The 25601-nt window shown below is 66.9% G+C and carries 30 protein-coding genes; 8 read left to right on the top strand and 22 right to left on the bottom strand.

All coding sequences use genetic code 11. From position 1 onward, the window contains the following. Window positions 1-10: 10 nt before the first annotated feature. The 8 genes from J3E61_RS12925 to J3E61_RS12890 form a co-directional block, all read right to left on the bottom strand. Window positions 11-1099: an SDR family oxidoreductase gene (locus J3E61_RS12925; RefSeq protein ID WP_210083810.1), complete on the bottom strand. Its 1089-nt coding sequence runs from the start codon at window positions 1097-1099 to the stop codon at window positions 11-13. A 29-nt stretch (window positions 1100-1128) separates the two neighbouring features. Further along, the gene (locus tag J3E61_RS12920; protein WP_003402602.1) at window positions 1129-1230 is read right to left on the bottom strand and encodes an AURKAIP1/COX24 domain-containing protein; all 102 of its coding nucleotides are present in this window, start codon (window positions 1228-1230) and stop codon (window positions 1129-1131) included. 102 nt (window positions 1231-1332) lie between these two features. Further along, window positions 1333-1596: an excisionase family DNA-binding protein gene (locus J3E61_RS12915; RefSeq protein ID WP_192725936.1), complete on the bottom strand. Its 264-nt coding sequence runs from the start codon at window positions 1594-1596 to the stop codon at window positions 1333-1335. A gap of 138 nt (window positions 1597-1734) precedes the next feature. Beyond that, on the bottom strand, window positions 1735-2607 hold the full coding sequence (locus tag J3E61_RS12910; RefSeq protein WP_192725504.1) for a pyrroline-5-carboxylate reductase: 873 nt from the start codon (window positions 2605-2607) through the stop codon (window positions 1735-1737). 30 nt (window positions 2608-2637) lie between these two features. Beyond that, the gene (locus J3E61_RS12905) at window positions 2638-3447 is read right to left on the bottom strand and encodes a thioesterase family protein (RefSeq protein WP_210083809.1); all 810 of its coding nucleotides are present in this window, start codon (window positions 3445-3447) and stop codon (window positions 2638-2640) included. Between the two features lie 17 nt (window positions 3448-3464). Beyond that, entirely contained in the window at window positions 3465-4310 is an 846-nt protein-coding gene (locus tag J3E61_RS12900; protein ID WP_192725506.1) for a TIM barrel protein, read from the bottom strand. Window positions 4311-4326: 16 nt separating this feature from the next. Next, a complete protein-coding gene (locus tag J3E61_RS12895) occupies window positions 4327-5346 on the bottom strand; it encodes a hypothetical protein (protein ID WP_210083808.1) in 1020 nt (339 codons plus the stop codon). A 93-nt stretch (window positions 5347-5439) separates the two neighbouring features. Next, complete coding sequence (locus J3E61_RS12890; RefSeq protein ID WP_192725508.1) at window positions 5440-6405, bottom strand: Ppx/GppA family phosphatase; 966 nt, start codon at window positions 6403-6405, stop codon at window positions 5440-5442. A 12-nt stretch (window positions 6406-6417) separates the two neighbouring features. Between J3E61_RS12890 and J3E61_RS12885 the strand changes: the two genes are divergently transcribed. Then, the gene (locus tag J3E61_RS12885; protein WP_192725509.1) at window positions 6418-7215 is read left to right on the top strand and encodes a hypothetical protein; all 798 of its coding nucleotides are present in this window, start codon (window positions 6418-6420) and stop codon (window positions 7213-7215) included. After that, window positions 7212-7505, top strand: a complete 294-nt coding sequence (locus J3E61_RS12880; RefSeq protein WP_192725510.1) for a hypothetical protein — start codon at window positions 7212-7214, stop codon at window positions 7503-7505. Before J3E61_RS12885 ends, J3E61_RS12880 begins: the two co-directional genes overlap by 4 nt. A gap of 1281 nt (window positions 7506-8786) precedes the next feature. Here J3E61_RS12880 and regX read toward each other — a convergent pair. The 6 genes from regX to J3E61_RS12850 all read right to left on the bottom strand — a co-directional run bounded on the left by regX (window position 8787) and on the right by J3E61_RS12850 (window position 14763). Continuing rightward, entirely contained in the window at window positions 8787-9473 is a 687-nt protein-coding gene (gene regX, locus J3E61_RS12875) for a two-component sensory transduction protein RegX (RefSeq protein ID WP_192725511.1), read from the bottom strand. Between the two features lie 8 nt (window positions 9474-9481). Then, entirely contained in the window at window positions 9482-10669 is a 1188-nt protein-coding gene (locus tag J3E61_RS12870; RefSeq protein ID WP_192725512.1) for a sensor histidine kinase, read from the bottom strand. A 154-nt stretch (window positions 10670-10823) separates the two neighbouring features. Continuing rightward, window positions 10824-11570: a phosphoglyceromutase gene (locus tag J3E61_RS12865; RefSeq protein WP_210083807.1), complete on the bottom strand. Its 747-nt coding sequence runs from the start codon at window positions 11568-11570 to the stop codon at window positions 10824-10826. Between the two features lie 12 nt (window positions 11571-11582). Then, the gene (locus J3E61_RS12860) at window positions 11583-12092 is read right to left on the bottom strand and encodes a YbjN domain-containing protein (RefSeq protein WP_192725514.1); all 510 of its coding nucleotides are present in this window, start codon (window positions 12090-12092) and stop codon (window positions 11583-11585) included. Further along, on the bottom strand, window positions 12089-13393 hold the full coding sequence (gene mshA / locus J3E61_RS12855) for a D-inositol-3-phosphate glycosyltransferase (RefSeq protein ID WP_210083806.1): 1305 nt from the start codon (window positions 13391-13393) through the stop codon (window positions 12089-12091). The genes J3E61_RS12860 and mshA overlap by 4 nt, the downstream gene beginning before the upstream one ends. Before the next feature lie 65 nt (window positions 13394-13458). Further along, entirely contained in the window at window positions 13459-14763 is a 1305-nt protein-coding gene (locus J3E61_RS12850; protein ID WP_210083805.1) for an ROK family protein, read from the bottom strand. 158 nt (window positions 14764-14921) lie between these two features. Here J3E61_RS12850 and J3E61_RS12845 point away from each other — a divergent pair, with 158 nt between their 5' ends. Beyond that, window positions 14922-15677 (top strand): SDR family oxidoreductase, encoded by a 756-nt coding sequence (locus J3E61_RS12845; protein ID WP_210083804.1) that lies wholly within the window; start codon window positions 14922-14924, stop codon window positions 15675-15677. Here the strand turns inward: J3E61_RS12845 and J3E61_RS12840 are convergent. After that, window positions 15655-16944: a L,D-transpeptidase family protein gene (locus tag J3E61_RS12840; protein WP_192725518.1), complete on the bottom strand. Its 1290-nt coding sequence runs from the start codon at window positions 16942-16944 to the stop codon at window positions 15655-15657. The genes J3E61_RS12845 and J3E61_RS12840 overlap by 23 nt on opposite strands. Window positions 16945-16959: 15 nt before the next feature. Next, window positions 16960-18006: a UDP-N-acetylmuramate dehydrogenase gene (locus J3E61_RS12835; protein ID WP_210083803.1), complete on the bottom strand. Its 1047-nt coding sequence runs from the start codon at window positions 18004-18006 to the stop codon at window positions 16960-16962. 26 nt (window positions 18007-18032) lie between these two features. On the opposite strand from J3E61_RS12835, the gene J3E61_RS12830 reads away from it, so the two are divergent. From J3E61_RS12830 to J3E61_RS12810, 5 genes are read left to right on the top strand one after another with little or no spacing between them, the layout of a single operon-like run. Further along, window positions 18033-18542: a DUF2505 family protein gene (locus tag J3E61_RS12830; protein ID WP_192725520.1), complete on the top strand. Its 510-nt coding sequence runs from the start codon at window positions 18033-18035 to the stop codon at window positions 18540-18542. Window positions 18543-18564: 22 nt separating this feature from the next. Then, window positions 18565-19080: a DUF2505 domain-containing protein gene (locus J3E61_RS12825; RefSeq protein ID WP_210083802.1), complete on the top strand. Its 516-nt coding sequence runs from the start codon at window positions 18565-18567 to the stop codon at window positions 19078-19080. Next, window positions 19055-19846 (top strand): class I SAM-dependent methyltransferase, encoded by a 792-nt coding sequence (locus tag J3E61_RS12820; RefSeq protein WP_210085533.1) that lies wholly within the window; start codon window positions 19055-19057, stop codon window positions 19844-19846. The genes J3E61_RS12825 and J3E61_RS12820 overlap by 26 nt, the downstream gene beginning before the upstream one ends. A gap of 5 nt (window positions 19847-19851) precedes the next feature. After that, on the top strand, window positions 19852-20676 hold the full coding sequence (locus J3E61_RS12815; protein WP_192725522.1) for a carbon-nitrogen hydrolase family protein: 825 nt from the start codon (window positions 19852-19854) through the stop codon (window positions 20674-20676). Next, window positions 20673-21551: a DUF2993 domain-containing protein gene (locus J3E61_RS12810; protein ID WP_210083801.1), complete on the top strand. Its 879-nt coding sequence runs from the start codon at window positions 20673-20675 to the stop codon at window positions 21549-21551. Before J3E61_RS12815 ends, J3E61_RS12810 begins: the two co-directional genes overlap by 4 nt. On the opposite strand, the gene J3E61_RS12805 is transcribed toward J3E61_RS12810, so the two are convergent. The 6 genes from J3E61_RS12805 to J3E61_RS12780 all read right to left on the bottom strand — a co-directional run bounded on the left by J3E61_RS12805 (window position 21548) and on the right by J3E61_RS12780 (window position 25508). Beyond that, window positions 21548-22231, bottom strand: a complete 684-nt coding sequence (locus J3E61_RS12805; protein WP_210083800.1) for a deoxyribose-phosphate aldolase — start codon at window positions 22229-22231, stop codon at window positions 21548-21550. The genes J3E61_RS12810 and J3E61_RS12805 overlap by 4 nt on opposite strands. Next, a complete protein-coding gene (locus J3E61_RS12800; protein WP_210085532.1) occupies window positions 22231-22596 on the bottom strand; it encodes a DUF2599 domain-containing protein in 366 nt (121 codons plus the stop codon). The genes J3E61_RS12805 and J3E61_RS12800 overlap by 1 nt, the downstream gene beginning before the upstream one ends. Window positions 22597-22639: 43 nt before the next feature. Next, window positions 22640-22921 (bottom strand): DUF2516 family protein, encoded by a 282-nt coding sequence (locus tag J3E61_RS12795; RefSeq protein WP_192725526.1) that lies wholly within the window; start codon window positions 22919-22921, stop codon window positions 22640-22642. 71 nt (window positions 22922-22992) lie between these two features. Next, the gene (locus J3E61_RS12790; protein WP_210083799.1) at window positions 22993-23610 is read right to left on the bottom strand and encodes a heparin-binding hemagglutinin; all 618 of its coding nucleotides are present in this window, start codon (window positions 23608-23610) and stop codon (window positions 22993-22995) included. A gap of 13 nt (window positions 23611-23623) precedes the next feature. Next, window positions 23624-24082, bottom strand: coding sequence for a helix-turn-helix transcriptional regulator (locus J3E61_RS12785; protein ID WP_210083798.1), 459 nt, complete (start codon window positions 24080-24082; stop codon window positions 23624-23626). A gap of 109 nt (window positions 24083-24191) precedes the next feature. Then, the gene (locus J3E61_RS12780; protein ID WP_210083797.1) at window positions 24192-25508 is read right to left on the bottom strand and encodes a DUF445 domain-containing protein; all 1317 of its coding nucleotides are present in this window, start codon (window positions 25506-25508) and stop codon (window positions 24192-24194) included. Window positions 25509-25601: the final 93 nt, after the last annotated feature.

Below are 25601 nucleotides of genomic sequence, written 5' to 3'. Positions count from 1 at the left end.
AACTGTTTCTCTAGCGTCCCCAGCGTTGCGCCGCCGACACGGCGCGACTCTCCATTGAGCGTACCCATCGCGGATCGATGATCGGCGTCAATCCGCGGCCCCGGACGTAATCGTCAAAGGCTTCCGCGGTTGTCCACTTCGGGCTGTAGCCTAGGTCATTTCGCATGCGCGTCGTGTCCATCACCCGGCCGTAGCTGAGGTAGTCAAGCTGCTCTCGATCGAGTTCAGTGTAGCGAGTTGCGCGCCTCAGCGAATCCACCGCCCACAGCGCAGAACGCGGAACGGGCAGCGGAATGCGGCCCGAGCGGCGGATGGCCTGACTCATCATGATGATGCCGGATGCGCCGACGTTGAACGTGCCCGACTTGCCCGCCATCGTCGCGCGCTCCAGCGCACCGAGCGCGTCCTGCTCGTGCAGCAGTTGCAGTCGTGCGTCGTGGCCGATCACCGTTGGCACCACCGGACCGGCCAGATACCGCGACAGCGCTGTGTCCATCGCGGGCCCGATCATGTTGGCCAGCCGCAGGATGCTCACGGAGATGTCGGGACGACGACGGCCGAGGCCGCGGGCGTAGCCCTCGATGTCGATGCTGTCGCGGGCGAAACCCTCGCCCGGCGGTCTGCGCCTGCTGCTGCTCTCGGTGAACAGCACCGGGTCGCGCGAACTCGAGCCGTACACCTCCGACGTCGACTTGAGCACGACGCGGCGAACGGAAGGGGCCTTCTGGCAGGCCGCGAACAGCTGGATCGCGCCCATCACGTTGAGTTCCTTGAGCGTCGCCCGTCCGCCCGAGCGGGGCGAGTAGGACGCCGCCGCGGCATGCACGACGGTGTCGACGTCGCCGTTGCGGATCACCTTGGCGATGAACGGGTTACGGATGTCGGCCCTGACGAACTCCGCGCGGCCCATTCGGCGCAGCAGGTCCTTGCTCGGCGCGATCGCGTCCACCGCGATGACGTGGTTGACCAACGGGTTCTGCGCGAGTCGAGCGGTCAGGTACCCGCCGAGGAACCGGCACGCACCCGTGACCAGGACGACCTTCGGATAGCCAACGGTGTCCCGCGAATCCGCGCCGTTTGATCCGCCCCCAGAATCCATTCGGTCAGCCTAGCGGCCGAGCGTGAAAGCTACTTGCCGAGTTTTCTGCGCTGCACCCGGGTGCGACGAAGCAGCTTGCGGTGCTTCTTTTTCGACATGCGCTTGCGCCGCTTCTTGATGACTGAACCCATGAACTCAGAAGTCTCCGTACCTATGCTCTCAAAGCCTCTTGACCCGCATACCTTACCGAAGATGCATAGGTAAACGAAAAACAGCGCCTGCGCGCGGGACAATCAGCCCGCGTCGAAGTACGAGCTCTCCAACATGTCGTGGACAGCCTTGGCGTGCACCCGGAACGAACGCCCGACGCGGACGGCAGGCAATTCGCCGTTGTGCACCAACCGATACACCGTCATCTTGCTGACTCGCATCAGGCTCGCCACCTCGGCGACAGTGAGAAATTGAGCACGTGGCGGCTGACCGTCGGTGGGGCCGGCGTCACGCGGCGCCTTCCCACTAGCCGAATCCCGCGCCGATGGCCCGTTCATAGACGTCATCGCAACCCAATCCATCAGGCACGGGCAGTCCAGCGGCTTCCCCACCGCTGGCACCAACCCGTGCTTACCACTGGGAGAATAGCGTGGCGGATGGGGTTACTGCGACGGGTGTGGGCTAATCGGTTGGAAATTGATTAATTACTCAGATGTAATTCCGAGCTGCTCAGAGCGCCTTTTTGCGGCTTCGACGGCCTCGCCGACCGCCGCCCGCAAACCGCCCCGCTCGAGTTCGCGCAGACCAGCGGCGGTGGTGCCCCCCGGCGAGGTAACGGTGGCGCGCAATTGGGCGGGCGTGGTGTCGATGGCGGTGCCCATGGCGGCATCGCCTGCGGGCTGAGCCTCGTCGAGGCGCTCCAGCAACATCGCGGCCGAGCCTGCCATCGTTTGCACGACCAGATCGGTCGCCACCGACCGCGTCAGGCCCACCGCGACGCCCGCGTCCACGAGCGCCTCGACCATCAGGAAGAAGTACGCAGGCCCCGAACCCGAGACCGCGGTGACCGCGTCGAGCTGCGATTCGGGCACCGTGAGCACACCGCCTACCGCATCGAAGATCGACGACACCTCCTTGAGGTGGTCTGCCGTCGCGAACCGGCCGCGAGCCAGCGCGCTGACTCCCCCGCCGACGACGACGGGCGCATTGGGCATCACCCGGATGACCGGCGATCCGGCGGGCAGCTTGTTCTCGTAGAACTCGGTCGTCACACCGGCGACGACCGACACGAAAACCTGTTCGGCGGTGTCACTTTCGGCCTTGGCCGCGGCGTCGGCGATCTCACTGACGACGGCGCCCACATCGGCGGGCTTGACCGCGACGACGACATAGGTGGCGGTGTCGACCGCGTCGGCGACCGTCGTCACCAACACCGAATACGTGTCGGACAGATATTTCGCGCGCTCGGGAAATTTCTCGGCGACAACCAGGTCCTTGACCTGTCGTCCGGAGCGCAGCAGCCCGGATAGCAGTGCCTCGCCAATACTTCCGCCGCCGACGATCGCGATTCTGGCCATGCGCGCAAGCATTGCAGACGCGTAGGAGCACTAGGGCGTGGGCACCATCGCCAGCTGTCGGGTCTGCACCACGATGTGGCCTTCGCAGTCGACGACGATGTGGTCCTCGTCGAACCAGTCTTGGCCGATCTGCACCGTGGTGCACAACACCCGCAGCCAGCCGTCGGCGGGCAGCGCCCGCAGATAAGCGGTGAGCTGAACCGTCGGCGCCCAGCCCGTCCGGTTCACTCCGAATGTCACCGGCGCTGACACATCGCCACACAGCAGTGCGAAAAGCACATCGGGCGCAACGCCTTTCGGGCGCACCCAGTACTCGATGATCGGCGGGCCGCCGTCAGTGCGCGGGGTGAACGTGGTCAGCGACGGCCGGATGTCGCAGCCGTGCGCCAGATGCACGACGTCTTCCATCGGGTGACCCGGCCCGATCGGCTCCAGGCCAGGCGGCGGCTCCGGTTGCATCAGCGGAATGACGGGGTTGACCGACAACAGCGGCGGCACATGGTGTTCCGGGTCGCCGAGGGTGACGGCCGCGCGCACGGCCGTGCGGTCGCCCTGATTCAGCTCGACGTCGATCAGGCTGACCCGACGCCCGCGCTTGCGCACGGTCGTGACGACCCGCATCGGGCCGGGATCAGGGGCCCACAGAAAGTTGCCCGAGATCGCGATCGGCTGCACGTCGCCGCCATGTTCCGCGCGAGCCGCGTTCGCGCACAGCGCCAGCATCGCCCCGCCGTGCACCTTCGGACCGATGGTCCAGTGCTCGTTGAGCTCGCCGTCGTAGCGGCCGTCCCCGAGCGGGGCCAGCGCCATGGCGTCGGTGAACAGGGTCGATCCCGGCATGTGGTTCCTTTGATGCGTCAGCGAAGCAGGTGCTTGCGGGCGAACTCCAGCGATTCGCGCAGCAGCGCTTCGCGTTCGGTGGCGGTGCGTGCGCCCGATGTGGTCACCTCGAGGATCACATGCCCGGCAAAGTCGCTGTCGGCCAGCATCTGGCAGACCTCCGCCGTCGGCTGGGTACCGCGTCCGGGCACCAGGTGCTCGTCGGTGGACGCGCCGCTGCCGTCGCACAGGTGCAGATGCACCAGCCCCTCGCCCATCCGGCGGGCCATGTCGAGCGCGTCGGTGCCTGCGGTGGCGGTGTGGGACAGGTCCAGCGTGTAGTGGGCGTGGTTGCCGTCCAGCGGGTCATAGGAGGGCGCGAAGGCCGAGATGCCCGGCCCCGGCCTGCCGCCCCGCTTACGCATCCGCTCGATCGACGTCTGGCCCGCCCCGAAGAACCGGTCGGCCCGGAACGGAAACATGTTCTCGACGGCCACCAACACGTCGCTTGACGCCTCGAGCTCTGCGACCTGCTCGGAGAAGCCCTCGGCATAGCGGCGCTGCCAGCGGAACGGCGGGTGCACGACGACGGTCTGCGCGCCGAGCTGTTCGGCCGCTCGCACGCTGCGCTCGAGCTTCGGGATGGGGTTGGCCCCCCACACCCGCTGCGAGATCAGCAGGCACGGCGCATGCACCGACAGCACCGGCATGTCGTAGCGCTTCGACATCGCCTCTATGGCGTCGACGTCTTGGCTGACCGTTTCCGCCCACACCATCAGCTCGACGCCGTCGTAGCCGAGCTTTGCGGCGTACTCGAAAGCCGCCTCAGTCCTCAGCGGATAAACCGAGGCCGTCGATAGACCGACCTTGATGGCGGGGCGCACGGTATCTGTCGGCGCCTCAGCCGGACTGAAGCAGAGCCAGCGGTCCCAGTGTCACCAGAGCGCCCACCGCCACCGCGATCAACGTGCTTCCGATGTCCTCGGTCTTGCGAACCACGCGGACCCCCACCACGAGGCCGAGGATCACCAGCACCGAAAGCACGAGGGCGACGATGTTGTTCCACTTCCACAGTTGGTCGAACGCGATGAACAGACCGGCGCCGAAGGCGACCGCGATGATGCACTGGCCGACGACCCACGCAGTGCGCAGGACCGACGACATCCCGCTTGAGGACGCAGCCTCGCCGCCTTCGAGGTCCTCGTCGTCCTCGAGATCGATGTCCTCGGGGCGCGGGCGCGACCCGCGGGCCAGGTCGTCGGCGACCGTCTGACCGCCGAACAGCGTGCCCGACGTGGCCCGCAGATACGACGGAAGCTCGTCCTTGGCGTCGACTTCCTCGGCGAGTGCGGCTTCGGTGTCCTCGTCCTCGATCTCCGGTTCGTCGGTCAGGACCAGGTCTTCCTCGTCCTCGTCGACCGGATCCGGGCTCATCTGCTCGGCGCCGACAACGCCGAAGCGGCGCTGACCGGGCGCGTACTGCGGGCGGCGCGGCGGCGGCGCGAAGAAATCCACCAGGTCTTCGTCGGTGTCGCGCCGTTCGATGTGGGTCGAGTATTCGGCGACGGCGTCGGCATAGTCGTCCGCGGCGTCGTCGTCGTACTCGTCCTGCGCGGGTTCGGCCTCTGCCTCCGGTTCTTCGAGCTCGACCTCGTCGACGTGGCTGTCGACGCCGTTCGTCGAAATCGGCTCGTCTTTCACGGCCGGGAGGGTCCGCGTCGTCTCGTTCTCGTCGACGTCATGCCCCGAAACGATCGGGATTTCACCCGTCAGCTCCGCGACTGTGACCGAATCGCTGTTGCCACGACGGCGCCGGCGCCTGCCGCCGACGGGCGGGGCACCGATCGTGCCGTTCTTGGCCAGCAACTCCGCAACCGAGATCGGTCGCGTGTTGCTGTAGCTGTCTTCTGGTCCTGTCATCGTGTGTTGCCTTTGGGCCTAGCTAGTGTTTCATGTCGGCGCCGGTGCACCTTCATTCCTCATGTCGGCGCCGGTGCGCCTCCGTCCGCTCGTTCAGCGTTCCCGCACAGACGTCTCCACCAAGGCAGTTCCATCGGCTTCGCTGTCGAGTTTCCGCAGAATCAGCCCTTCCCGCAACGCCCAGGGGCAGATATCTACGCTTTCGATATCGAGAGCCTTCATGCTCGCCTCAGCTACCAAAGCTCCGGCCACGATCTGTGGCGCCCGCTCGGCGCTCACTCCTTCCAACTCAGCACGGTCAGCCGCGGTCATCCTAGAGATGAAAGCTATGAGCTGTCTGAGGCCGCTGGCCGTGAGCGTTCGTTTCACGCGCGGACCGGCGCCCGACGGTGCCGCGCCGGTGAGTCTGGCCAGCGAGCGGAAGGTTTTCGACGTGGCGACTGCGAGGTCGGGGTTTCCGGCCTTGAGCACTTCGGCGGCGGAGTCGGCGACCTCGGTGGCCAGCCAGTCCCGCAGCATTGCGACGCGACGGCGGCCCGGCGGATCGTCGGGCAGCCACTCTCGGGTCAGCCTGCCCGCGCCCAGCGGCAGCGACAGTGCCACCTCGGGCTCCTCGTCGACCCCGTTGGACAGCTCCAGGGAACCGCCGCCGATGTCGATATTGATGATGCGCCCGGCGCTCCAGCCGTACCAGCGGCGGACGGCAAGGAACGTCAGCCTGGATTCGTCTCGCCCGCTGAGCACCTGCAGCGCCACGCCGGTCTCGCCAAGCACCCGCGCAAGCACGTCCTCAGAGTTCTTCGCGTCGCGCACCGCGGACGTGGCGAACGCCATCAGTTCGGCGCATCCGGAGCTCGCAGCGATCTTGGCGAACTCGTCGATGGTGCTGATCAGTTTGTCCGCGCCCTTGCGGGTCAGCTTGCCCGAACCGTCGATCGCCTCCGCGAGCCGAAGCGACGCCTTGGTGGAACTCATCGGCGTCGGATGCCCGCCGCGGCGCGCGTCCACCACCAACAGATGAACGGTGTTGCTGCCGACATCCAGCACGCCTAATCGCACCCATCCAACCTAATGGAGCTACCGTTTACTTTTGTGAGCGCATCGCATCCAGGTGAGGTGGAATTGGACTTCGCCCGTGAGTGGGTGGAGTTCTATGACCCAGACAACCCCGAACATCTGATCGCCGCCGACATGACGTGGCTGCTGTCGCGGTGGACATGCGTGTTCGGCACACCGGCGTGTAAGGGCACCGTCGAGGGCAGACCGGACGACGGCTGCTGCTCGCACGGCGCATTCCTTTCCGACAAGGACGACCGCGCGCGACTGGACGATGCCGTCAAGCAGCTGACCGACGAGGATTGGCAGTTCCGCGACAAGGGGCTCGGCAAGAAGGGCTACCTGGAGTGGGACGAATACGACGACAAACCCAATCTCCGCACGCGAAAGTACAAGGGCGCCTGCATCTTTCTGAACCGGCCTGGTTTCCCGGCGGGCATCGGCTGCGCGCTGCACAGCAAGGCTTTGAAGCTCGGTGTCGAACCACTGACCATGAAGCCCGATGTGTGCTGGCAGTTGCCGATCCGGCGCACGCAGGAGTGGGTCGAGCGGCCCGACGGCTCCGAGGTGCTCAAGACCTGGATCAGTGAATACGACCGCCGCGGCTGGGGTGAGGGTGGCGAAGACCTGCACTGGTACTGCACCGGCGACCCGAATGCGCACGTCGGCGCCAAGCAGGTGTGGGAGTCCTACGCCCCCGAACTGACCGAACTGCTCGGCGAGAAGGCGTACGCCGAGCTGGCCGCAATGTGCAAGCGGCGCAACGGGTTAGGGCTGATCGCCGTGCACCCCGCGACCCGCTTGGCCGAATGACGCTTTTCCTGTTCCGGCTCATCCCGCCTCGCGCCGACTTCGCGCAGACGATGACGGCCGAGGAGCAGAAGGCGATGGCCGAGCACATGTCGTACTGGGAACAACTGATGGCCGACGACAAGGTCCTCGTCTACGGTCCGGTCGCCGATCCCGAAGGCGTGTGGGGCATGGGCGTGCTGCGCGTCGCCGATCGCGCCGAGGTACTCGAGATCGGCGAGCGCGATCCGTCAGTGTCGGCCGGCGTCAACACCTTCGAGGTGTTCGAGATCATGGGCGGACGCACGGCGTAGAGCCAGACCGCTGACCCGATCAAGGTCACGAAAAACACCAAAACGTAAGTGCCAGGCAGTAGTTCAGACCACAAACCCCCGGGATGCAGTGACAGCAGGCCAGCCTGCGGCGTGTCTCCGGCGCTGAACACGATCCATCCGCCGAGCAACGCGCACAGCACCCACATGGACACCGCCGCTGCCTTGCTGCCTGCCACGTAGCCGCGATACCCGAGATGAACGACCAACGGCGCGAACCACACCCAGTGGTGGCTCCAGCTGAACGGCGAGGCGGCGGCAGCGGCCAACCCGACGATCGCGAGCGCCAACACCGAATGGCCCCTTCGGTAGGTCATCGCGGCGATCACCACGGCAAGAGCCGCCACGGCGACGGAGGCAACCGTGGCCATTGCAGACGAGACGTGCAGCCGCAGCAGCAACCCACTCAGGCTCGTATTCGCGAACGGGTCGTGCGAGATCCGGTTGACGTCGTCGAAGCGGCCCCGCAGCCAATACGTCACCGAATCGGTTGGCGCAACGGCGAACCCGAGGACAACCGTCGCGGCGAACGTCGCGCTCGCCAGCAACGCCGCCCGGAACCGTCGGATCGCCAGCAGATACAGAATGAACAGCGCCGGGGTCAGCTTGAGGCCAGCGGCCAACCCGATCCCGATGCCCGTCCACTTGCCCCGCCCCAACAGATCAACCACCACCAGGACGAGCAGGACGACGTTGATCTGACCCAACTCGGCGGTCAGGCGCAGCGGCTCCAGCCATGCGATCATGCCAACGAGCAGCGCGGTGAGGCTGGCCAGCGCGCCGCCGGTCCGCAGGCCCATCGATGTCAGCATCCGCACGACCGCATACGTCAGCGCGGCCACCGTGCCAAGGAGCCAGAGCCACTGCACAGTGGTGCTGTCGAGCAGGGCCAGCGGCGCCGCGCAGATCGCGGCGAAGGGCGGGTAGATGAACAGCAACTCGGTGTGATTGCCGGTCAGCCCGGTCGAATAGAGGTCGAGGCCCGCCAACAGCCGCTCCGCGGCGAAGCGGTACACCATCAGGTCGACCTGCATCCGCAGCGCCGGCCAGTGCGCGTAGGCCGCGACATATGCGACCAGTGCGAGCGCCGCGACCGTGGGGCCACCGCGCCGGACCCACGGATTGATGATGTTGTTGTTCGTGTTGTCTTGTGTGGTCTCAGTGGTCATTACTCGTCGTCCGCTGTGTCGGCCCTTGATTACGAGGGGCCCAGACTAGACGAGTTACTTGTGAGTGGCTCTCAGGTTTCTTGTCCGGGCGCGATCAGCCCTCGAGCTTGTAGCCCAGACCGCGCACCGTCACCAGGTGCACCGGGTTCGCTGGGTCGGCCTCGATCTTGGACCGCAACCGCTTGACGTGGACGTCGAGCGTCTTGGTGTCGCCGACGTAGTCGGCACCCCAGACTCGATCGATCAACTGGCCGCGGGTGAGCACCCGGCCACTGTTGCGCATCAGGTACTCGAGCAGATCAAACTCCTTGAGCGGCAACGTAATCTGCTCGCCGTTGACCGAAACCACGTGGCGCTCGACGTCCATCCGCACCGGGCCGGCCTCCAGGATGCCGTCGCCGATGCCGGAGTCGTCGCTGTCGCTGCCGCGCCGCAGCACCGCCCGGATCCGCGCAATCAACTCGCGCGCGGAGTACGGCTTGGTGACGTAGTCGTCGGCACCGAGCTCGAGGCCGACGACCTTGTCGATCTCGCTATCGCGTGCCGTCACCATGATGACGGGAACGCTTGAGCGCGAACGCAATTGCTTGCACACATCGGTTCCGCTCATGCCGGGCAGCATCAGGTCCAGCAGCACGATGTCTGCTCCGGCCCGCTCGAATTCCGCCAAAGCCGATGGCCCGTCGGCCACCACGGTGGCCTCAAAGCCCTCCTTGCGCAGGAGAAAGGCCAGGGGATCGGCCAAGGACTCCTCGTCCTCCACGATCAGCACGCTGGTCATTGGTCTGGCTAGTCCTCTCGCTCGTCTTGCATTTCCAGGTCATCATCACCATGGGGGTAGGCCGGGATCGACAAGGTGAACGTCGATCCCGTCCCCGGCTGACTCCACAGCCGGATGGATCCGTTGTGATTGGCGGCGACGTGCTTGACGATCGCCAAACCCAATCCGGTGCCGCCGGTGGCTCGTGAGCGCGCCTTGTCGACACGGAAGAATCGCTCGAACACCCGCTCCTGGTCCTCACGCGCAATGCCGATGCCACGGTCGGTGACCGCGATCTCGATGTTGTGCCCGCGTCGGCGCCTGCTGATGGAAACTGGAGAACCGTTGGGCGAGTAGGCGATTGCGTTCGACACCAAGTTGGCGATCGCCGTTACCAGCAGTGGTTGGTCGCCGTAGACGCGGTAGCCGGTCGGGGCGTCGGTGGTTATCGCGATGTCAGCGTTGTCGGCGGCCACCTTGTACCGCGACAGCGCCTCGGCCACCACATGGTCGACGTCGACCGCCTCCAGATCCGGCAGTCGTTCACCGCCCTGCAACCGGGACAGGTCGATCAGCTCGCCGACCATGTTGGCCAAGCGGTTGGATTCGGTGAGCATCTTCTCGGCGAATCGACGCACGGTCTCGGGGTCGTCGGCCGAGGCCAGCAGCGCCTCGGCAAGCACACCCATCGCGCCGACCGGCGTCTTGAGCTCGTGGCTGACGTTGGCAACGAAATCCCGACGAGTCGCCTCCATGCGGGCGTGCTCCGACTGATCGTCGACGTAGACGACCGCGAACCGCCGATCCTCCTCGGTCAGCAGCTGTACGTGCCCACGCACCGACAGCCCGGAGCGTCCGGGGTTGACGCGTTTGCGCGGCGACAGGTCGACCTCGCCGGGCTCACCGGTCGCAAGAGTGCGCTCGGCGGCCAGCCAGGCCCGCTCGTCGAGCAGTCGGTCGCGGACCAGTCCCAGCTCGCGGGCCCGGTTGTTGGTGTAGACCACGTCACGGTAGGTGTCGACCACGACGATCCCCACCGGCGAACCCGAGACGATGTGCTCGAGCATCTGCGAGACGGTGATCCCGGACTGCTCGGCCGCGCGGCGACGTCGGTTTTCCAGGATGCGCGGGGTGAGGCCTGCCCCCAACCCTGCACCGATCGCCAGAGCGAGCAGCGCCACGGCCCCCACAAGTAGGAGCGCCGATACCACACTCACGCGAAAATCGTACGCATCCGGTGAACGTCATCCCAGCAGCGTGCGGCCAAAACGGGACATGTCACATGCCCAAACGCAGGTGTTCGGTAGCCGTTTACCCAGAGTTTGCCCAGCGGCACGGGCATCAGCCCCATTCGGCGCCGGCGCCGGCGCTCTACTTCGCGCCCTGGGCGGCGACCGCCGCCGCACCGGCCGCCGCGGCCTCGGGGTCCAGGTACTGGCCGCCGATGACCTTCGGCTTCAGCCCGCCGTCGAGGTCGTAGCGGAGCGGGATCCCGGTCGGGATGTTCAGCCCGACGACGTCCTCGTCAGACATGCCGTCGAGGTATTTCACCAGCGCCCGCAGCGAGTTGCCGTGCGCGGCGATCAGCACCGTCTTGCCGGCCCGCAGGTCAGGGACGATCGTGCTCTCGTAATACGGCACGAAGCGCTCGACGACGTCCTTGAGGCATTCGGTCAGCGGGCCGCCGTTGATGTCCGCGTACCGCGGATCGGTGTCCTGGCTGTACTTGCTGCCTGCCTCGATCGGCGGCGGCGGGGTGTCGTAGCTGCGCCGCCACGCCATGAACTGCTCTTCGCCGTATTTCTCTTTGGTCTCCGCCTTGTTCAGGCCCTGCAGTGCACCGTAGTGGCGCTCGTTGAGCCGCCAGTCGCGGTGCACCGGGATCCAATGCCGATCGGCGGCGTCCAGCGCGAGGTTGGCGGTGTTGATCGCGCGGCGCAGCAGCGAGGTGTACAGCACGTCGGGCTGACGGTCCAGGTCCTTGATCAGCTCACCGGCGCGGACCGCTTCGGCCCTGCCCTTCTCGGTGAGGTCGACGTCGACCCACCCGGTGAACAGGTTCTTCTGGTTCCAGTCGCTCTCGCCGTGGCGGAGCAGGATCAACGTCGCGTCACCCATGGCGCGATCCTCTCATGAGTCGTCCTCGTCGATCAGATGGGCGAACGCCTGCAGGTTCTTCAGCGACTCGCCGCGCGAAACCCGCCACTCCCACTCTTTCTGGATCGACGACCGAAAACCCAACTCCAGCAACGTGTTGAAGTCCGAGTCGACAGCCTCCAGCACCTGGCCGAGGATGCGATCGATCTCGTCGGCGGTGACCGATGCCAGTGACATCCGGCCGACCAGGTAGATGTCGCCGACGTTGTCGAGGGTGTAGGCCACGCCGTACAGCCTGCGATTGCGCTTGAGCAGGAACCGGTACACGCCCTCGTGGTTCTCGTCGGGCTTGCGGCAGACGAAGGCCTCGACGCGCACAGAGTGCTCGCCGATGGACAGGATGGTGTTGGTCTTCAGCCGGCGCTCGCCCGGCAACTCGACGATGATGCCCGGCAGGCCGCCGTGCGCGCCCTTGTGCGGGGTGCAGACGAGGCCGTGCTCCTTGCAGGTGTCCTCGATGACTTGCTGGACGTCCGCCGTCACGCGCGGACCCCGCGCCTGATCGAGAACCGGCGACCGTTGCGCCGCGCCGTCAGGTCGGGCATCCGATGCCGGGCGCGGTAGTCGGTGATGGCGCGGCCGTAGCTGGCCAGCAGCGCGTCGACGGTGTGCGCCCACGAGAACGTGGCGGCATGGTCGACGGCGGCGCGGCTCATGCTCTCGGGGCCGCGCTTGAAAAGGGCATCGATCGTGTGGGCCCAGTCGTCGACGTCGTGGCCGTCGACCAGCGAGCCGGTGACCCCGTCGCGCACGGCGACCGGCAGCCCGCCGACGGATGCAGCCACCACCGGCGTGCCGCACGCTTGGGCCTCGATGGCGACAAGTCCGAAGGACTCCGAATAGCTCGGCACGCCGACCAGGTCGGCAGCCCGGAACACCTCGACTAGTTGATCGCGCGATTGCGGCGGCAGGAATGTCACCCGGTCGGCGATACCCAGTTCGTCGGCCAGCCGAACCAGCCCGTCCGGTGCAGCCAGCCCGCTGCCCGACGGTCCACCCGCCACGAGCACCCGCACGCCGGGCAGTTTGGCCGCCGCGCGCAGTAGCACGTCGGGCGCCTTGAGGGGTTGGATGCGGCCGACGAACGCGAGCACCTGTTCGTCGGGGTCGATGCCGAGCGTGGCGCGCGCGGCACGTTTGTCGCCGGGGGTGAACATTTCCAGGTCGACGCCGGGATGCACCACATCGATGCGCGACGGGTCGGCGTGGTGTAGCGAAACCAGTTGTGCCGCTTCATGTTCGGTGTTCACGATCAACCGGTCGGCCTCGTCGACCACCTGCTGCTCACCGACGGCCCGCAGCGGCGGTTCCGGCGAGTCACCGTCGGCCAGCGCGGCGTTCTTCACCGCTGCCAGGGTGTGCGCGGTGTGTACCAGCGGCACGGCCCAGCGGTCGCGGGCCAGCCAGCCGACCTGTCCCGACAGCCAGTAGTGCGAATGCACGATGTCGTAGTAACCCGGCTCGTGGGTGGCTTCTGCGCGCAGCACGCCGGCGGTGAACGCGCACAGCTGAGTGGGCAGGTCGTACTTGTCGAGCCCCTCGAACGGGCCGGCGACGACATTGCGCACCAACACACCGGGCGCCACCTTGACGACGGGCTGATCGGCCGAGGACGTGGCGCGGGTGAAGATCTCCACCTCGACGCCGCGGCGGGCCATCTGCAGCGCGCTCTGCAGCACGTAGACGTTCATGCCGCCGGCATCGCCAGTGCCGGGCTGAGCCAACGGGGACGTGTGCACCGAGAGCACAGCGACACGGCGGGGAGCATCTGTTGCTATGCGCACACAGACATGTCTACACCGACGTTTAGCGGGCTGATTACTCACGCCTGACGTAGGCGATCAACCCGCTAAGCGGTCGCCTCCGGGCGACGGCTCTGGACGCGACGCATCGCCCCGATCGGGTCGGCATACAGCCCGCCGAGCGAGACCACACCCGCGCCTGCCTCTTGCACCCGGTTCCCGAACGCGGTGACCCGGATGTCGCGGGCAGGCAGCACGGATCGTTCGGCGTAGGCCGCCTCGACGAGGTTCATGCCCTCGGGGTACTCGGTGAACGCCTGGCCGCCGACCACCAGATCGTCGGGGTTGAGCATGTCGCGCAGCAGCGCGACGGCCTCGCCGAGCACGCGGGCCCGCTCGGCGAGCAGCGTCTGAGCCTGCTGGTTGCCCTGCCTGGCCGCCTTCGTCACGGCCGTCACCGTCGACGCGGGGCCCTCGGCCGGGACGATGCGCGCCTTGCGGGCGGCAATCAGCACCGCCTCGTCGCTCACCGTCGACTCCAGTTGGCCGCTGCCGCCGAGCAGTTCCGACTGAACCGGCAGCGCGGCAATGGTGCCCGGGCCGCTGGTCGGCGAGTGCACCCGCCCGCCGATCGACAGCGCATAGCCGACGGTTTCACGGGCGTAGACGTACAGGCTGGTGGTCGACGGAGTCGGCTGGCGACGCACGCCGAGCAGCAGTTCGGCGCCTGCCATCGCGTCAACATGCGAGGCCACCGACACCGGAAGGCCGAGCGTCTCGGCGAGCACCGGCCCGACCGGCGCATCGGACCAGCCCAGCCGCGGGTGGTCGAGATGGCCGGTCGCGCTGTTGACGACACCACCGGCGGCCACGCCGACCCACAGCGGACGCCTGCGGTGCCAGCGGCTCAGGTAGCGGCGGGCACTGCCTGCCAGCGATGCCAGCGCAGCGGCCTGCGCCCCACGCGGAGTCGGCGTCTCGACGGCGTCCAGCGTGCGGCCGAACAGGTCGGTGGCCACGATGCTGGTGGTCCGCGCACCGATGTGGATGCCGAGCGTCAGGAATGGCTCATGGTTGACCTCGACGGGCACGCGGGGCCTGCCGATGGCGCCGGAGACCGCGAGGTCGGCGCGCTCGCGCAGGATGCCCGCATCCAGCAGCGCGGTCACCTGCCGGTTCACCGTCGCGATCGACAGCGAAGTGACTTGGGCGATCACGTCGCGGGCGATCGGGCCGCGCAGCCGCGCCGCGCTGAACACAGAAGCCGCCGCCGCATCGGCCACCTTCAGCGAGGGCGCGACGACGCGGTGACGCGCCTGGGGGTAACTCGCGGGAGCCAGCGTTCGCTTACTGCGGACACCCCTGTTGGAGGTCGCCGGCTGAGGGAGGGCGGTGGTGGAGGAAGTGCGCACGGGTCTGTCCTTTGTTGAAGTCGGCTGGTGGGTCCTGGCCACACCTGCGACTCAACTCAGACAGTTATCCGGGGTCGGTCAGGCGCGGCGATTCACGCGGCGACAACAACAGCTCCGGAACACACAGCGAACTTAGCACGCCAACTAAAGTTGGGCAGATGACGACACCTTCAGCCTCCGAGCGGGTCGCGGTGGTCACCGGGGCCAGCGCAGGTATCGGCGAAGCGACCGCGAAAACGCTTGCAGCCCTTGGCTTTCACGTCGTTTGCGTGGCCCGTCGCGAGGGCCCGATCAAGGCACTTGCCGACCAGATCGGCGGCACCGCGATTGTGGCGGACGTCACAAGCGATGCGGACGTGTCGGCGCTGGCCGACGCCCTGGACCGGGTCGATGTGCTGGTCAACAACGCAGGCGGCGCCCGCGGGCTGGAACCGGTGCTCGAGGCGGATCTCGACAACTGGCGCTGGATGTGGGAGGCCAACGTGCTCGGCACGCTGCGCGTCACGCGCGCGCTGCTGCCCAAGCTGATCGACTCCGGCGACGGCCTGATCGTCACGGTCACCTCGATCGCCGCGATCGAGACCTACGACAACGGCTCCGGCTACACCTCGGCCAAGCATGCCCAGGGCGCGCTGCACCGCACACTGCGCGGCGAGTTGTTGGGAAAACCGGTGCGGCTCACCGAGATTGCGCCCGGAATGGTCAAGACCGACTTCTCACTGCGCCGCTTCGGCGGCGACGAGGACCGCGCCGCGAAAGTCTACGAGGGCGTCGTACCGCTGGTCGCCGAGGACGTCGCCGAGGTCATCGGGTTCGTGGCGTCTCGGCCGTCGCACGTCAACCTGGACACCATCGTGATCCGGCCGCGCGACCAGGCCAGCGCTTCGCGGTTTAACCGCCGGGCCGCCCGTTGACCGGCTGAGGCGCGTCCGACGGCGTCGCAGGCGCGGTGCTCGGAATCTGCGACGGTGAGCCCTGCGGCGACAGCGCTGACATCGCCACCCAATCGTCCCACGACACCGCCCAGTCCCAGATGTCGCCGTCGGAGTACGACAACTCGATCGACGTGCCGGTGACCTCGACCGGGTCGCCGTACATCGCGCTGTTGAAGTACTGCTGGGAGTTTTCCAGATTCAGGTTGATGCAGCCGTTGGTGACGTTGGTATTGCCTTGGGCGCCAATGCTGTTCGGGTTGCAGTGAATGAACTCGCCGTTGTTGGAGATCCGCACGGCGAACCGCTCGTGCACATTGCTGTAACCGGCAGCGGGATTGGACATGTAGAAGTCTTCATACTTCTCGGTCACGACGTGGACGCCGCTGCGAGTGATGTTGCGCGGCAGGTCACCCTCGCCGTAGCTGCACGGGAAGTCCATGATGACCGCGCCGGTTCCGTCGAGCACCTGGATGCGGTGCGAGGACGCCTCGGCCTTGACCACCTGGCGGCGGCCGATCTCGAAGTTCAGCGTGATGTCCTGCGCGCCGAACGCGCCGTCGCCGAACGGAACGCCATAAAGCCGCGCCTCGACGTTGACCTTGGTGCCTGCCGGGTAGTACTCCTTGCTCCGGTAGTGCACCCGCGAGCCGCCCACCTCGTCGGGCAACCACGCCCAGCTGCCCTCGACCGGTGGCTCCGTCGTGACCTTCAGCGCCTTCTCGACTGCGGCCTTGTCGGAGATCGACGCGTCGAACTGGATGATGACCGGTGCCGCGACACCGACAGTCTGGCCGTCGGCGAGTTGGAACGCGCCATTGACCTGCTTGGTCGGGTTGATCGTGGTGAAGTTGCCCTGCACAGGGACGGCCTTGCCGTCGTGGCCGACCACCGAGCCTGCCCAGGTGTAGGACGCGCCGTAGCCGAGCGGTTCGGTGGTGGCGAAGCTGGTGCGCTCGCGGTTGAGGACACCCGCGACGACCTTGCCGTCGGCGTTGGTGAGCGTGACGCGCTGAAACCAGCCGTCTTTGACGTCGACGCGCACCGGTGCGACGGGCGCGACGTCGCTGGCGTTGTCGGCGGGTTGATAGCTGATCGACGGCGCAGGCGGCGCGGACGGCGCCTCTGCGGTTGGTTTGCCGACCCTGCTGCCGCAGGCCGCGAGTGCGCCCGGCGCGACGACCCCGACCGCGAGTGCGGTCAGGGCCTTCCGCCGACTGAACGACGGAGACGGATTGGCTGGGCTCACGTGGACCCAGGGTACCTAGAGAGAGGCCCCAATCAGAATCGGCTCGGGTGTGAGATCGATCCCGAAGGCCGCCCGAACACCGTCGCGCACCGCTCTGGCCAGCGCAATTACGTCGGCAGTCGTGGCGGTGCCCCGATTCGTCACAGCGAGCGCATGCTTGGTCGACAGCCGCGCGGGGGCGTGCTCGTTCGGGTATCCCTTGCCGAAGCCCGCGCGTTCCACCAGCCAGCCCGCGGCCAGCTTCACTCCGTCCGGCGCGGGGTAGTTCGGCACCGGCCCGTCGACGCTGTTCTGCAAGCGCTCGTATTCCGCGGCCGACACGACGGGGTTGGTGAAGAACGATCCGACGCTCCAGGTGTCGTGGTCTGCCTCGTCGAGCACCATGCCCTTGCCTGCACGCAGCGACAGCACCGCCTCCCGCACCCGCGCGGGGTCGGCGGTCGATCCGGGTTCGGCCCCGAGCGCAGCGGCCAGTTCGCCGTAGCGGATCGGGGCGCTGCGCCCGTCGCGATCCAACGCGAATTCGACCTCCAGCACGACCGCGGCGGCTGAATGCTTGAGAATGCTTGTGCGGTAACCGAATTGGAGAACATTAGGCGTCACCCAGCGATCTTCGCCGGTGCGGCGGTCGAGCAACCGGACGCGGTGGATGGTGTCGGCGACTTCGGCGCCGTATGCGCCGACGTTCTGCACCGGCGTCGCGCCTGCCGAGCCGGGGATGCCCGAAAGGCATTCCAGGCCGCCGAGCCCGTGTGCCAGCGACGTGACCACAACGTCGTCCCACACCGCGCCGGCTTCCGCGCGCACAACATTGTCCTCGACGGTGATCTCGGTGTTGGCGAGCAGCACGACGGTCAGGTCGGCCAGGTCGTCGGCCAGCACCACATTCGACCCGCCCGCGAGCACCAGGGCGTCCGGCAGTGCGCTCAGCGCGGCCACGATCTGCTCAGTGGTCGTGCACGTGATCAACCGGCGCGCAACACCTCCGATGCGCAGCGTGGTCAGCGGCGCCAGCGCTACGTCGTCGGCGACGGCGGCACCCCCCAGTTCCAGACCGGTCACGGGCGGTAACGGTAGCGTGGCCAGCTATGCCGCGTTCATTCGACATGGCGACGGAATACGGTGCCAGCGTTGAACAGGTCCACCAGGCATTCAGCGATGAACAGTATTGGCTGTCGCGATTGGCCGATTCGGGCGCCGACGACTACTCGTTGGATTCGTTGACCGTCGACGGAAATGGCATTGACGTGGTCACCACTCAACGGCTGCGCGCCGACCGGTTGCCCGCAGTGGTGACGCAGTTCCACCGCGGCGATCTCGCCCTTGTCCGCGAGGAGTCATGGTCGCCGGTCAGCGACAGGCGGGCGACCGCGACCATTCAGCTCGCGATCACCGGTGCACCTGCGACGCTGAGCGGTGCCGCGGTACTCGCGCCGGCAAAATCCGGCGAAGGCTCACGGCTGGACTTCAAGGCCACGGTCACGGTGAATGTTCCGCTCGTCGGCGGCAAGATCGAGAATTTCATCGGCAGTCAGCTGATGGACCTTCTCATCCAGGAACAGCGCTTCACCACGGTGTGGATCACCGAAAACGCGTAACCCATAAGTAAAATTATGTTCCATGTCGCGTCGCATGGATTACACCATCGAGTTCGGCGCACCGGCGGAGAAGATCTACCAGGACTTCACCAGCCGGGAATACTGGCAAACCCTGATGGACGCGTACCGCTTCCTGACGCCGCAGTCGGAGATCAAGACCTTCTCGACCACCGAGCGCGGCACGGACATCGTCTTCGTGCAGAACCTGCCCCGCATGTACCTGCCGCCCATCGCGCGCAACGTCGTGCCGTTCGACATGATCATCACCCGCAAACAGCATTTCGATCGCTACGACCACGAGAAGAATCGGGCCAAGGGCACGTACGCGGCATCGATTCCGCACGGCCCCGGCAGCTTTGGCGGTCAGTACTTCCTCACCGAGACCCAGGCAGGCAGCAGGTTGCGGCTTTCCAGCGTCTGCAAGGTCCACATCCCGTTCATAGGCGGCGCGCTGGAGGACCTGATCCTGCATCACATCAAACAACTCTTCGACGCCGAGGAGGCGTTCACCGCTGACTGGATTGCCAAGCACCACTAGGCCGGTCGGTGCCATCACGCGTGGCACCACCGGTCATAACCGGTTGCGCCGCAGCGACCGGTGGCTGGTGCACTCGCGCCGGGTGCGCGCCGCACTGCAGGCGGCGGCCGACCCGCTGGTGATCGACCTCGGCTACGGCGCGCTGCCGGTGACGACGCTGGAACTCGCCGCCCGGCTGCGGGTGGTGCGTGCCGACGTCCGCGTGGTCGGCCTCGAGATCCATCCCGAACGTATTGCGCCCTCTCGCGACGGCGTGGAATTCGGCCTCGGCGGCTTCGAATTAGCCGGTCGCACACCGGTTTTGGTGCGAGCGTTCAACGTACTGCGCCAGTACCCGGTGGACGCGGTGCCAGGGGCGTGGGCCACGATGCAGGCACGGCTGGCGCCCGGCGGACTCATCGTCGACGGCACCTGCGACGAGTTGGGCCGTCGCTGCTGCTGGGTACTGCTCGACGCCGACGGGCCGATCAGCCTGACGTTGGCGTGCGATCCGTTCGCGATCGACCGACCGTCGGATCTGGCCGAACGCCTTCCCAAGGTGCTGATCCACCACAACCTCGAAGGCCAGCCGATTCATGCGTTGCTGACGGCGGCGGACCGGGCGTGGGCCAGCGTCGCGGGGCACGGGGTGTTCGGGCCGCGGGTGCGCTGGCGCGCGATGCTCGACCTGCTGCGCGACGAGGGCCTGCCCGTCGAGCCGCCACGGCGGCGGATGCGCGACGGCGTTCTCTCGGTGCCGTGGGCCGCCGTCGCGCCCGTAGGCTGAAACCCATGCGGATTGCCCTCGCGCAGATCCAGAGCGGCGCAGAACCCACGGCCAACCTCGGCCTCGTCGAGGACTACACCCGACGCGCCGCCGACGCGGGCGCCCGCCTCGTGCTGTTCCCCGAGGCGACGATGTGCCGCTTCGGGGTGCCACTCGCCCCGATCGCCGAACCACTTGACGGATCGTGGGCGTCGGCGGTCCGGGCGATCGCCGAGCGCGCGGGCATCGTCGTCGTGGCAGGCATGTTCGCGCCCGCCGAAGAAGACAGGGCCGGCAGGGTGACCAACACGCTGCTCGCGACGGGTCCAGGGGTCGACACGCACTACGACAAGATCCATCTCTACGACGCGTATGGCTTCGCCGAATCCGACACCGTCGCGCCGGGGCATGAACCCGTGATGATCACCGTCGACGACGTGAACGTCGGGCTGACCCTGTGCTATGACGTCCGCTTCCCCGAGCTGTACGTCGAATTGGCTTCGCGGGGAGCACAACTCATCACGGTGCACGCATCGTGGGGCACCGGCGCAGGCAAGCTCGAGCAGTGGCAGTTGCTGGCCCGCGCCCGCGCGATCGATACGACGGGCCTCGTCGCCGCCGTTGATCAGGCCTACCCCGGCGATGAACTCGCCGCAGCGGGTCCGGTTGGTGTCGGCGGCAGCCTGGTCTCGTCGGCGATCGGAGAGGTGCTGGCATCGGCCGGGGCGGACCCCCAGTTGCTCGTGACCGATCTCGACCTCGACGCTGCGCACAAGGCCCGCGAGACGATCGCGGTATTGCGCAACCGGACAGACTTCACCCGTCTGGGTAAGGCAGAATCGCTCAGGTGACCGATCCCTGGGCTCGGCCGGCCAACCAGGTCCCGCCCGTCGAACCGCCGCCACAGTTCCCACAGGGCGCGCCAGCCGGCCAGCCGGCACCGGCGCAGGCCCCGCCCCCTGAGCAGGACTCGTCGCTGCTGAACAAGGTCAAGGACCTGTTCCGCGACCCGTTGTCGATCGTCCTCGCCGTCGTCATCGTCATCGCGCTGGTGGCGGCCGGCCTGCTCGCAGGCGAGCTGTACGCGCGCAGCCGCGCCGACGACGTGGTCGCAGCCGCGGCGCAATGCGTGGTGCAGGACAGCGCATCGGTGTCGTTCGACGCACTGCCGCCGTTCCTCTGGCAGCACATGACCGGTCACTACACGAACATCCACTTCGAGACCGCGGGCAATCAGGTCCGTCAGGCCAAGGGCATGAAGGTCAACGTGGCCATCAAGGACGTCCGGCTCGGGGACACCGCGAACTCCGGCGGGACGATCGGCTCGCTGGTCGCCAACGTGACCTGGTCGACGCAGGGCATCAAGGACACGATCCAGAATGCGATCCCTCTGGTCGGCTCGTTCGTCACCGGCGTGACCACCAACCCGTCGGCAGGCACCATCGAGTTGCAGGGCGCGCTGGGCAGCATCACCACGAAGCCGACCGTCGCCGACAACGGAATCTCGTTGCCGGTAACGGAATTGACCGGCCTGGGCTTCACGCTCCCGCGCGAGACGGTGCAGCCGGCGCTCGACGCGTTCACCGACCAGTTCACCAAGGGCTACCCGCTCGGTATCCACGCAACCGGGGTGCAGGTCACCGATACCGGTGTGGTGGCACAGTTTTCGACGCAGAACGCCTCGATGCCGAAGGGCAACCAGGACCCCTGCTTCGCGGGCCTCTAGCCCAGTCCGTCGAGCACCGCGCGCGTGCCGGATAGCCCGAGCCGGGTCGCACCCGCGTTCAGCATTGCGACGGCATCGTCGGCTGTGCGGATACCGCCGCTGGCCTTGACGCCCAGCCGATCTCCGACGGTGTTCGCCATCAACTCGACCGCCCGCACGGAGGCACCGCCACTCGGGTGAAATCCTGTGGAGGTCTTCACGAAATCGGCGCCTGCCTCCTCGGCGATGCGGCACACGTCGATCAGGCGCCGCTCGCCGGCCAATGCGATCAGCGCAGCCGACTCCACGATCACCTTCAAGACCGCGTCCGAAGGTATCGCGTCGAAAACTGTTGCGATATCTGAACGCAACGCATCGAAATCGCCTTCGAGAGCAGATCCGACATCGATCACCATGTCGATCTCACCGGCGCCCGCCGCAACGGCCAGCCTGGCTTCCTCGGCCTTGATCGCCGGAAGGTGTTTGCCTGACGGGAATCCCACCACCGACGCGATCTCATATGCGCCTGTTCGGAACGACTTGGCCGTCGCCACCATGGTCGGTGACACGCACACCGCGACCACGTCGAGCTCTTCGGCCTCCTTCAGCAGCGCGATCACGTCGGCCTCGGTCGCCTCGGGCTTCAACAACGTGTGGTCGACCAGCGCTGCCACCTGCTCCCGGCTGTAGCTGTGCGGCACTAGAACGGTTCTTCAGTGCCGCCGGGATTGCAGTGCGCGTCGACCATCGCCTGGTCGGAGACCTCGTTTCGCCACGGTTCGAGGTTCCAGCTGACCTTGCCCGGCTGGGCTAGTTCGGCGAACTCCCAATGACATTGAAACTGGTGCTGCATGGAGGGTGTATTGGCGTCAGGCGAAAGCGTGAGTACCTCGGCCCACGCTTCGTCGAAGGCCGAGGTGGTGGCCACCAGCGACGCCTGCCTCCCCGACTCCGTGGGGTACACCCGCAGGCTGGACAGGTCGCCCCACTTCGCCCACTGGACGTGGTCGATGTACGGCGGGGCCGGCACGTCGGCCGACGCGATCGGCGCCAGCGCGAAGGGCATGGTGATGGCCGCCAATGCGACGGCGAGGCGGAGGCGCACGCGGCTAACGGGACTTGCCCTGAATCTCGAGAATCTTGGGCCGCACGTCGACGAGATAGACACCTGCGGCCACAGCGGCGATCGCCACGCCGGTGATGCCGAGGACGAGTGCCAGGAGCACGCCGACGCCGAGGATCACCAGCCAGACGGGTTTCGTCAGCTTGTCGGCGGCGGTGTAGGCGTCGGGCCGCTGCAGGGCGGCGTGCACGAACGCGTAAACCGCCGTCACCACCACCGCGATCTGCAAAACAGCGAGGACGTAACCCACTAGGCCTTGAAGCTCCACATAGCTAGCCTAAGCGGGTTACGTCCCCGGGTCGACTCTTCGTCGCCGCTACCGGCGACACGAGCCCTTATTTACTTCTGGGTGACCTTCTTGGCCGCGGCCTTCTTCGCAGGCGCCTTCTTGGCAGGAGCCTTCTTGGCCGGGGCCTTGGCCGCGGCCTTCTTGGCGGGCGCCTTCTTCGCGGGCAGCTCGACACCGACCAGCTTGGCGGCACGCTCGCCGACGGCGCGGGTCTGCGATGCCACGTTGCCCAGGGCCTCCTGGGTCAGCTCGACGGCCTGGTCGCTGTAGCGCTCGACGCGCTCGCGGCCCTCTTCCAGCGCCGGCGTGTTGCGGATCCGCTCCAGGGCGGCCTCGCCACGCTCGACCAGGGTGTTGTAGCGGGTCTGAGCCGCCTCCGCGTAGCTCTCGGCCACCTTGCGCAGCTCCTCCGAGCTCAGCCGGCCACGCAGCTCCTCGAACTGGGTCGGCAGGTCCTCCTGCAGCTTGGTCAGCCGAGCGCGGCTCTCCTCGACGCGTGCCTGGGTGTCGGTGCGGGCCTCGCCGGCACGCTCACGCAGGGTGGCGACGATCTCGTTGACCCGCTCGAGAGCGAGGTCGGCGGCGCCGACCGCGGCGAGCAGCGGGGCCTTCAGGTCGTCAACGGTGGGCTGGTTCTTGGCGGTCTTCACAGGCTTCTTCGTAGCCATGTTGTGGTTCCTTTCACTGACTTTCATTACGTTGCGAGATTTCTAGAACGGGGGGATGGTCTGGGATCGCTTCAGTCGTCGGCTCCTCACTGACGGCTTCGTTTTGTTGGCAAAACGACGTGTATATGTCGAGCAGCACCTGCTTTTGCCGCTCGGTGATCGCCGTGTCGGTGACGATGGCGTCGCGGACTTCACTCGTCTCGCTGGGCTCGAGGATCCCGGCCCGCACATAGAGCACTTCCGCAGACACCCGTAGTGCCTTGGCGATCTGTTGCAGCACGTCGGCCGAGGGTTTCCGCAATCCGCGCTCGATCTGGCTGAGGTAGGGATTGCTGACGCCGGCCTTCTCGGCCAACTGCCGCACGGACACCTGCGCTGCTTCGCGCTGCGTTCGGATGAAGCTGCCGATGTCCTGGGCCGCGTTCTGTGCGGCGCTGGACACGACGGCGGCAAGATTTTCATCCTGCGGCATGGCGCTTAGCCCCCTCGGTTGCATCGGGTGTTCCGGTTGGATTGCTCCAGTGCGATGCCACTAACCGTACGACGGGGTGCTAACTTTTGCAAGCACTAGTTAGCGCAGGTCAGAAGAGTAGCTGGGCTACCGAATAGATGATCAGGCCGGCCAGCGACCCCACCACCGTGCCATTGATCCGGATGAATTGCAGGTCACGGCCCACGTGCAGCTCGATACGCCTGCTGGCCTCGTCGGCGTCCCAGCGCTCGATGGTTTCGGTGATGATCGCTGTGATCTCCACCCCATATCCGGAAACCAGGTGTTGAGCTGCGCGGATGATCCAGTTGTCGACCTTGTCACGCAGGTCGGCGTCGTCTCGGAGCGATTCGCCGATGTGAACGACGGACTCGGCGATGCGCGTTCGCAAGGCGGATGACGGGTCGTCCACCGACTCGAGAATGATCCGCTTGGCCGCGGCCCACGCCGTCTCTGCGGCCCTGGCCACCTCGTCCCGGGCCATCAACTGATCCTTGACGTTCTCGGCGCGCTGAATCGTCGCCTCGTCGTGCTGCAGATCGTCGGCGAATTCGAACAGGAACCGCGTGGCCGACCTTCGCAGCTCGTGGTCGGGGTTGCGGCGCACCTTGTCGGTGAAGTCCATCAACTCCCGATGGATGCGGTCGCCGACCAGGTGGTCCACCCAACGCGGCGACCACGTCGGCGAATCGCGTTCGACCACCCGCTCGATGATGTCGCCGGCGTTCAGCGACCACTGGAACGCCCGGTCGGCGAGCAGCTGCAGCAGGGCCTCCTGCCGGCGCTCTGCCAACAGCGTGGCCAGCACGCGACCGATGGGCGGACCCCACTGCGGTTCGGCGATGCGCTTGACGATCATCCGGTCCAGCACGTGCTGCACGTCCTCGTCGCGCAGCATCTCTACCAAAACCCTTAGCGCCGTTGATGTTTCGGCTGCGACACGCTTGGCGTGCGCTGGCTCGGAGAGCCACTTGCCCAGTCGGCCCGCGACCTGCGCGTCGCGCAGCTTGGTCGCAACGACCTCCGGCGACATGAAGTTCTCCCGAACGAAGGCACCCAGACCCTCGCCGAGTTGGTCCTTCTTGCGCTTGATGATCGCGGTGTGCGGGATCGGGATGCCAAGCGGATGTTTGAACAGGGCCGTGACCGCGAACCAGTCGGCGAGTGCGCCGACCATGCCGGCCTCGGCGGCGGCCCGCACATATCCGACCCAGGCGGCCGCGCCGTTCGACTGAGCCCACGTGCAGAGCAGGAAGACGACGGTGGCGCCGAGCAGGAAACTCAGCGCGACGAGCTTCATCCGCCGCAGCCCGCGGCGGCGTTCGGCGTCGGCGACGCTGTCGGCCCCCGCTAACGACTCGGCGAAACTGGTCGGAGCCGGTCGGCCGGCGTCCGGTCTGTGTGCCACTCCTCCATCATCCGCTAAGTCCGCGTCGGGCCCGTCCCACCAGCCCCCAGAACAAGATCGGCCGTACTATCAAGGGGACTAACGGAATGGATC

This window comes from Mycobacterium sp. OAE908 (assembly GCF_017872775.1).
In the GTDB taxonomy this organism is placed as follows: Bacteria; Actinomycetota; Actinomycetes; order Mycobacteriales; family Mycobacteriaceae; genus Mycobacterium.
The sequence above is the reverse complement of the archived record's forward strand: the minus strand, read 5'-3'. Positions and strand labels throughout refer to the sequence as shown.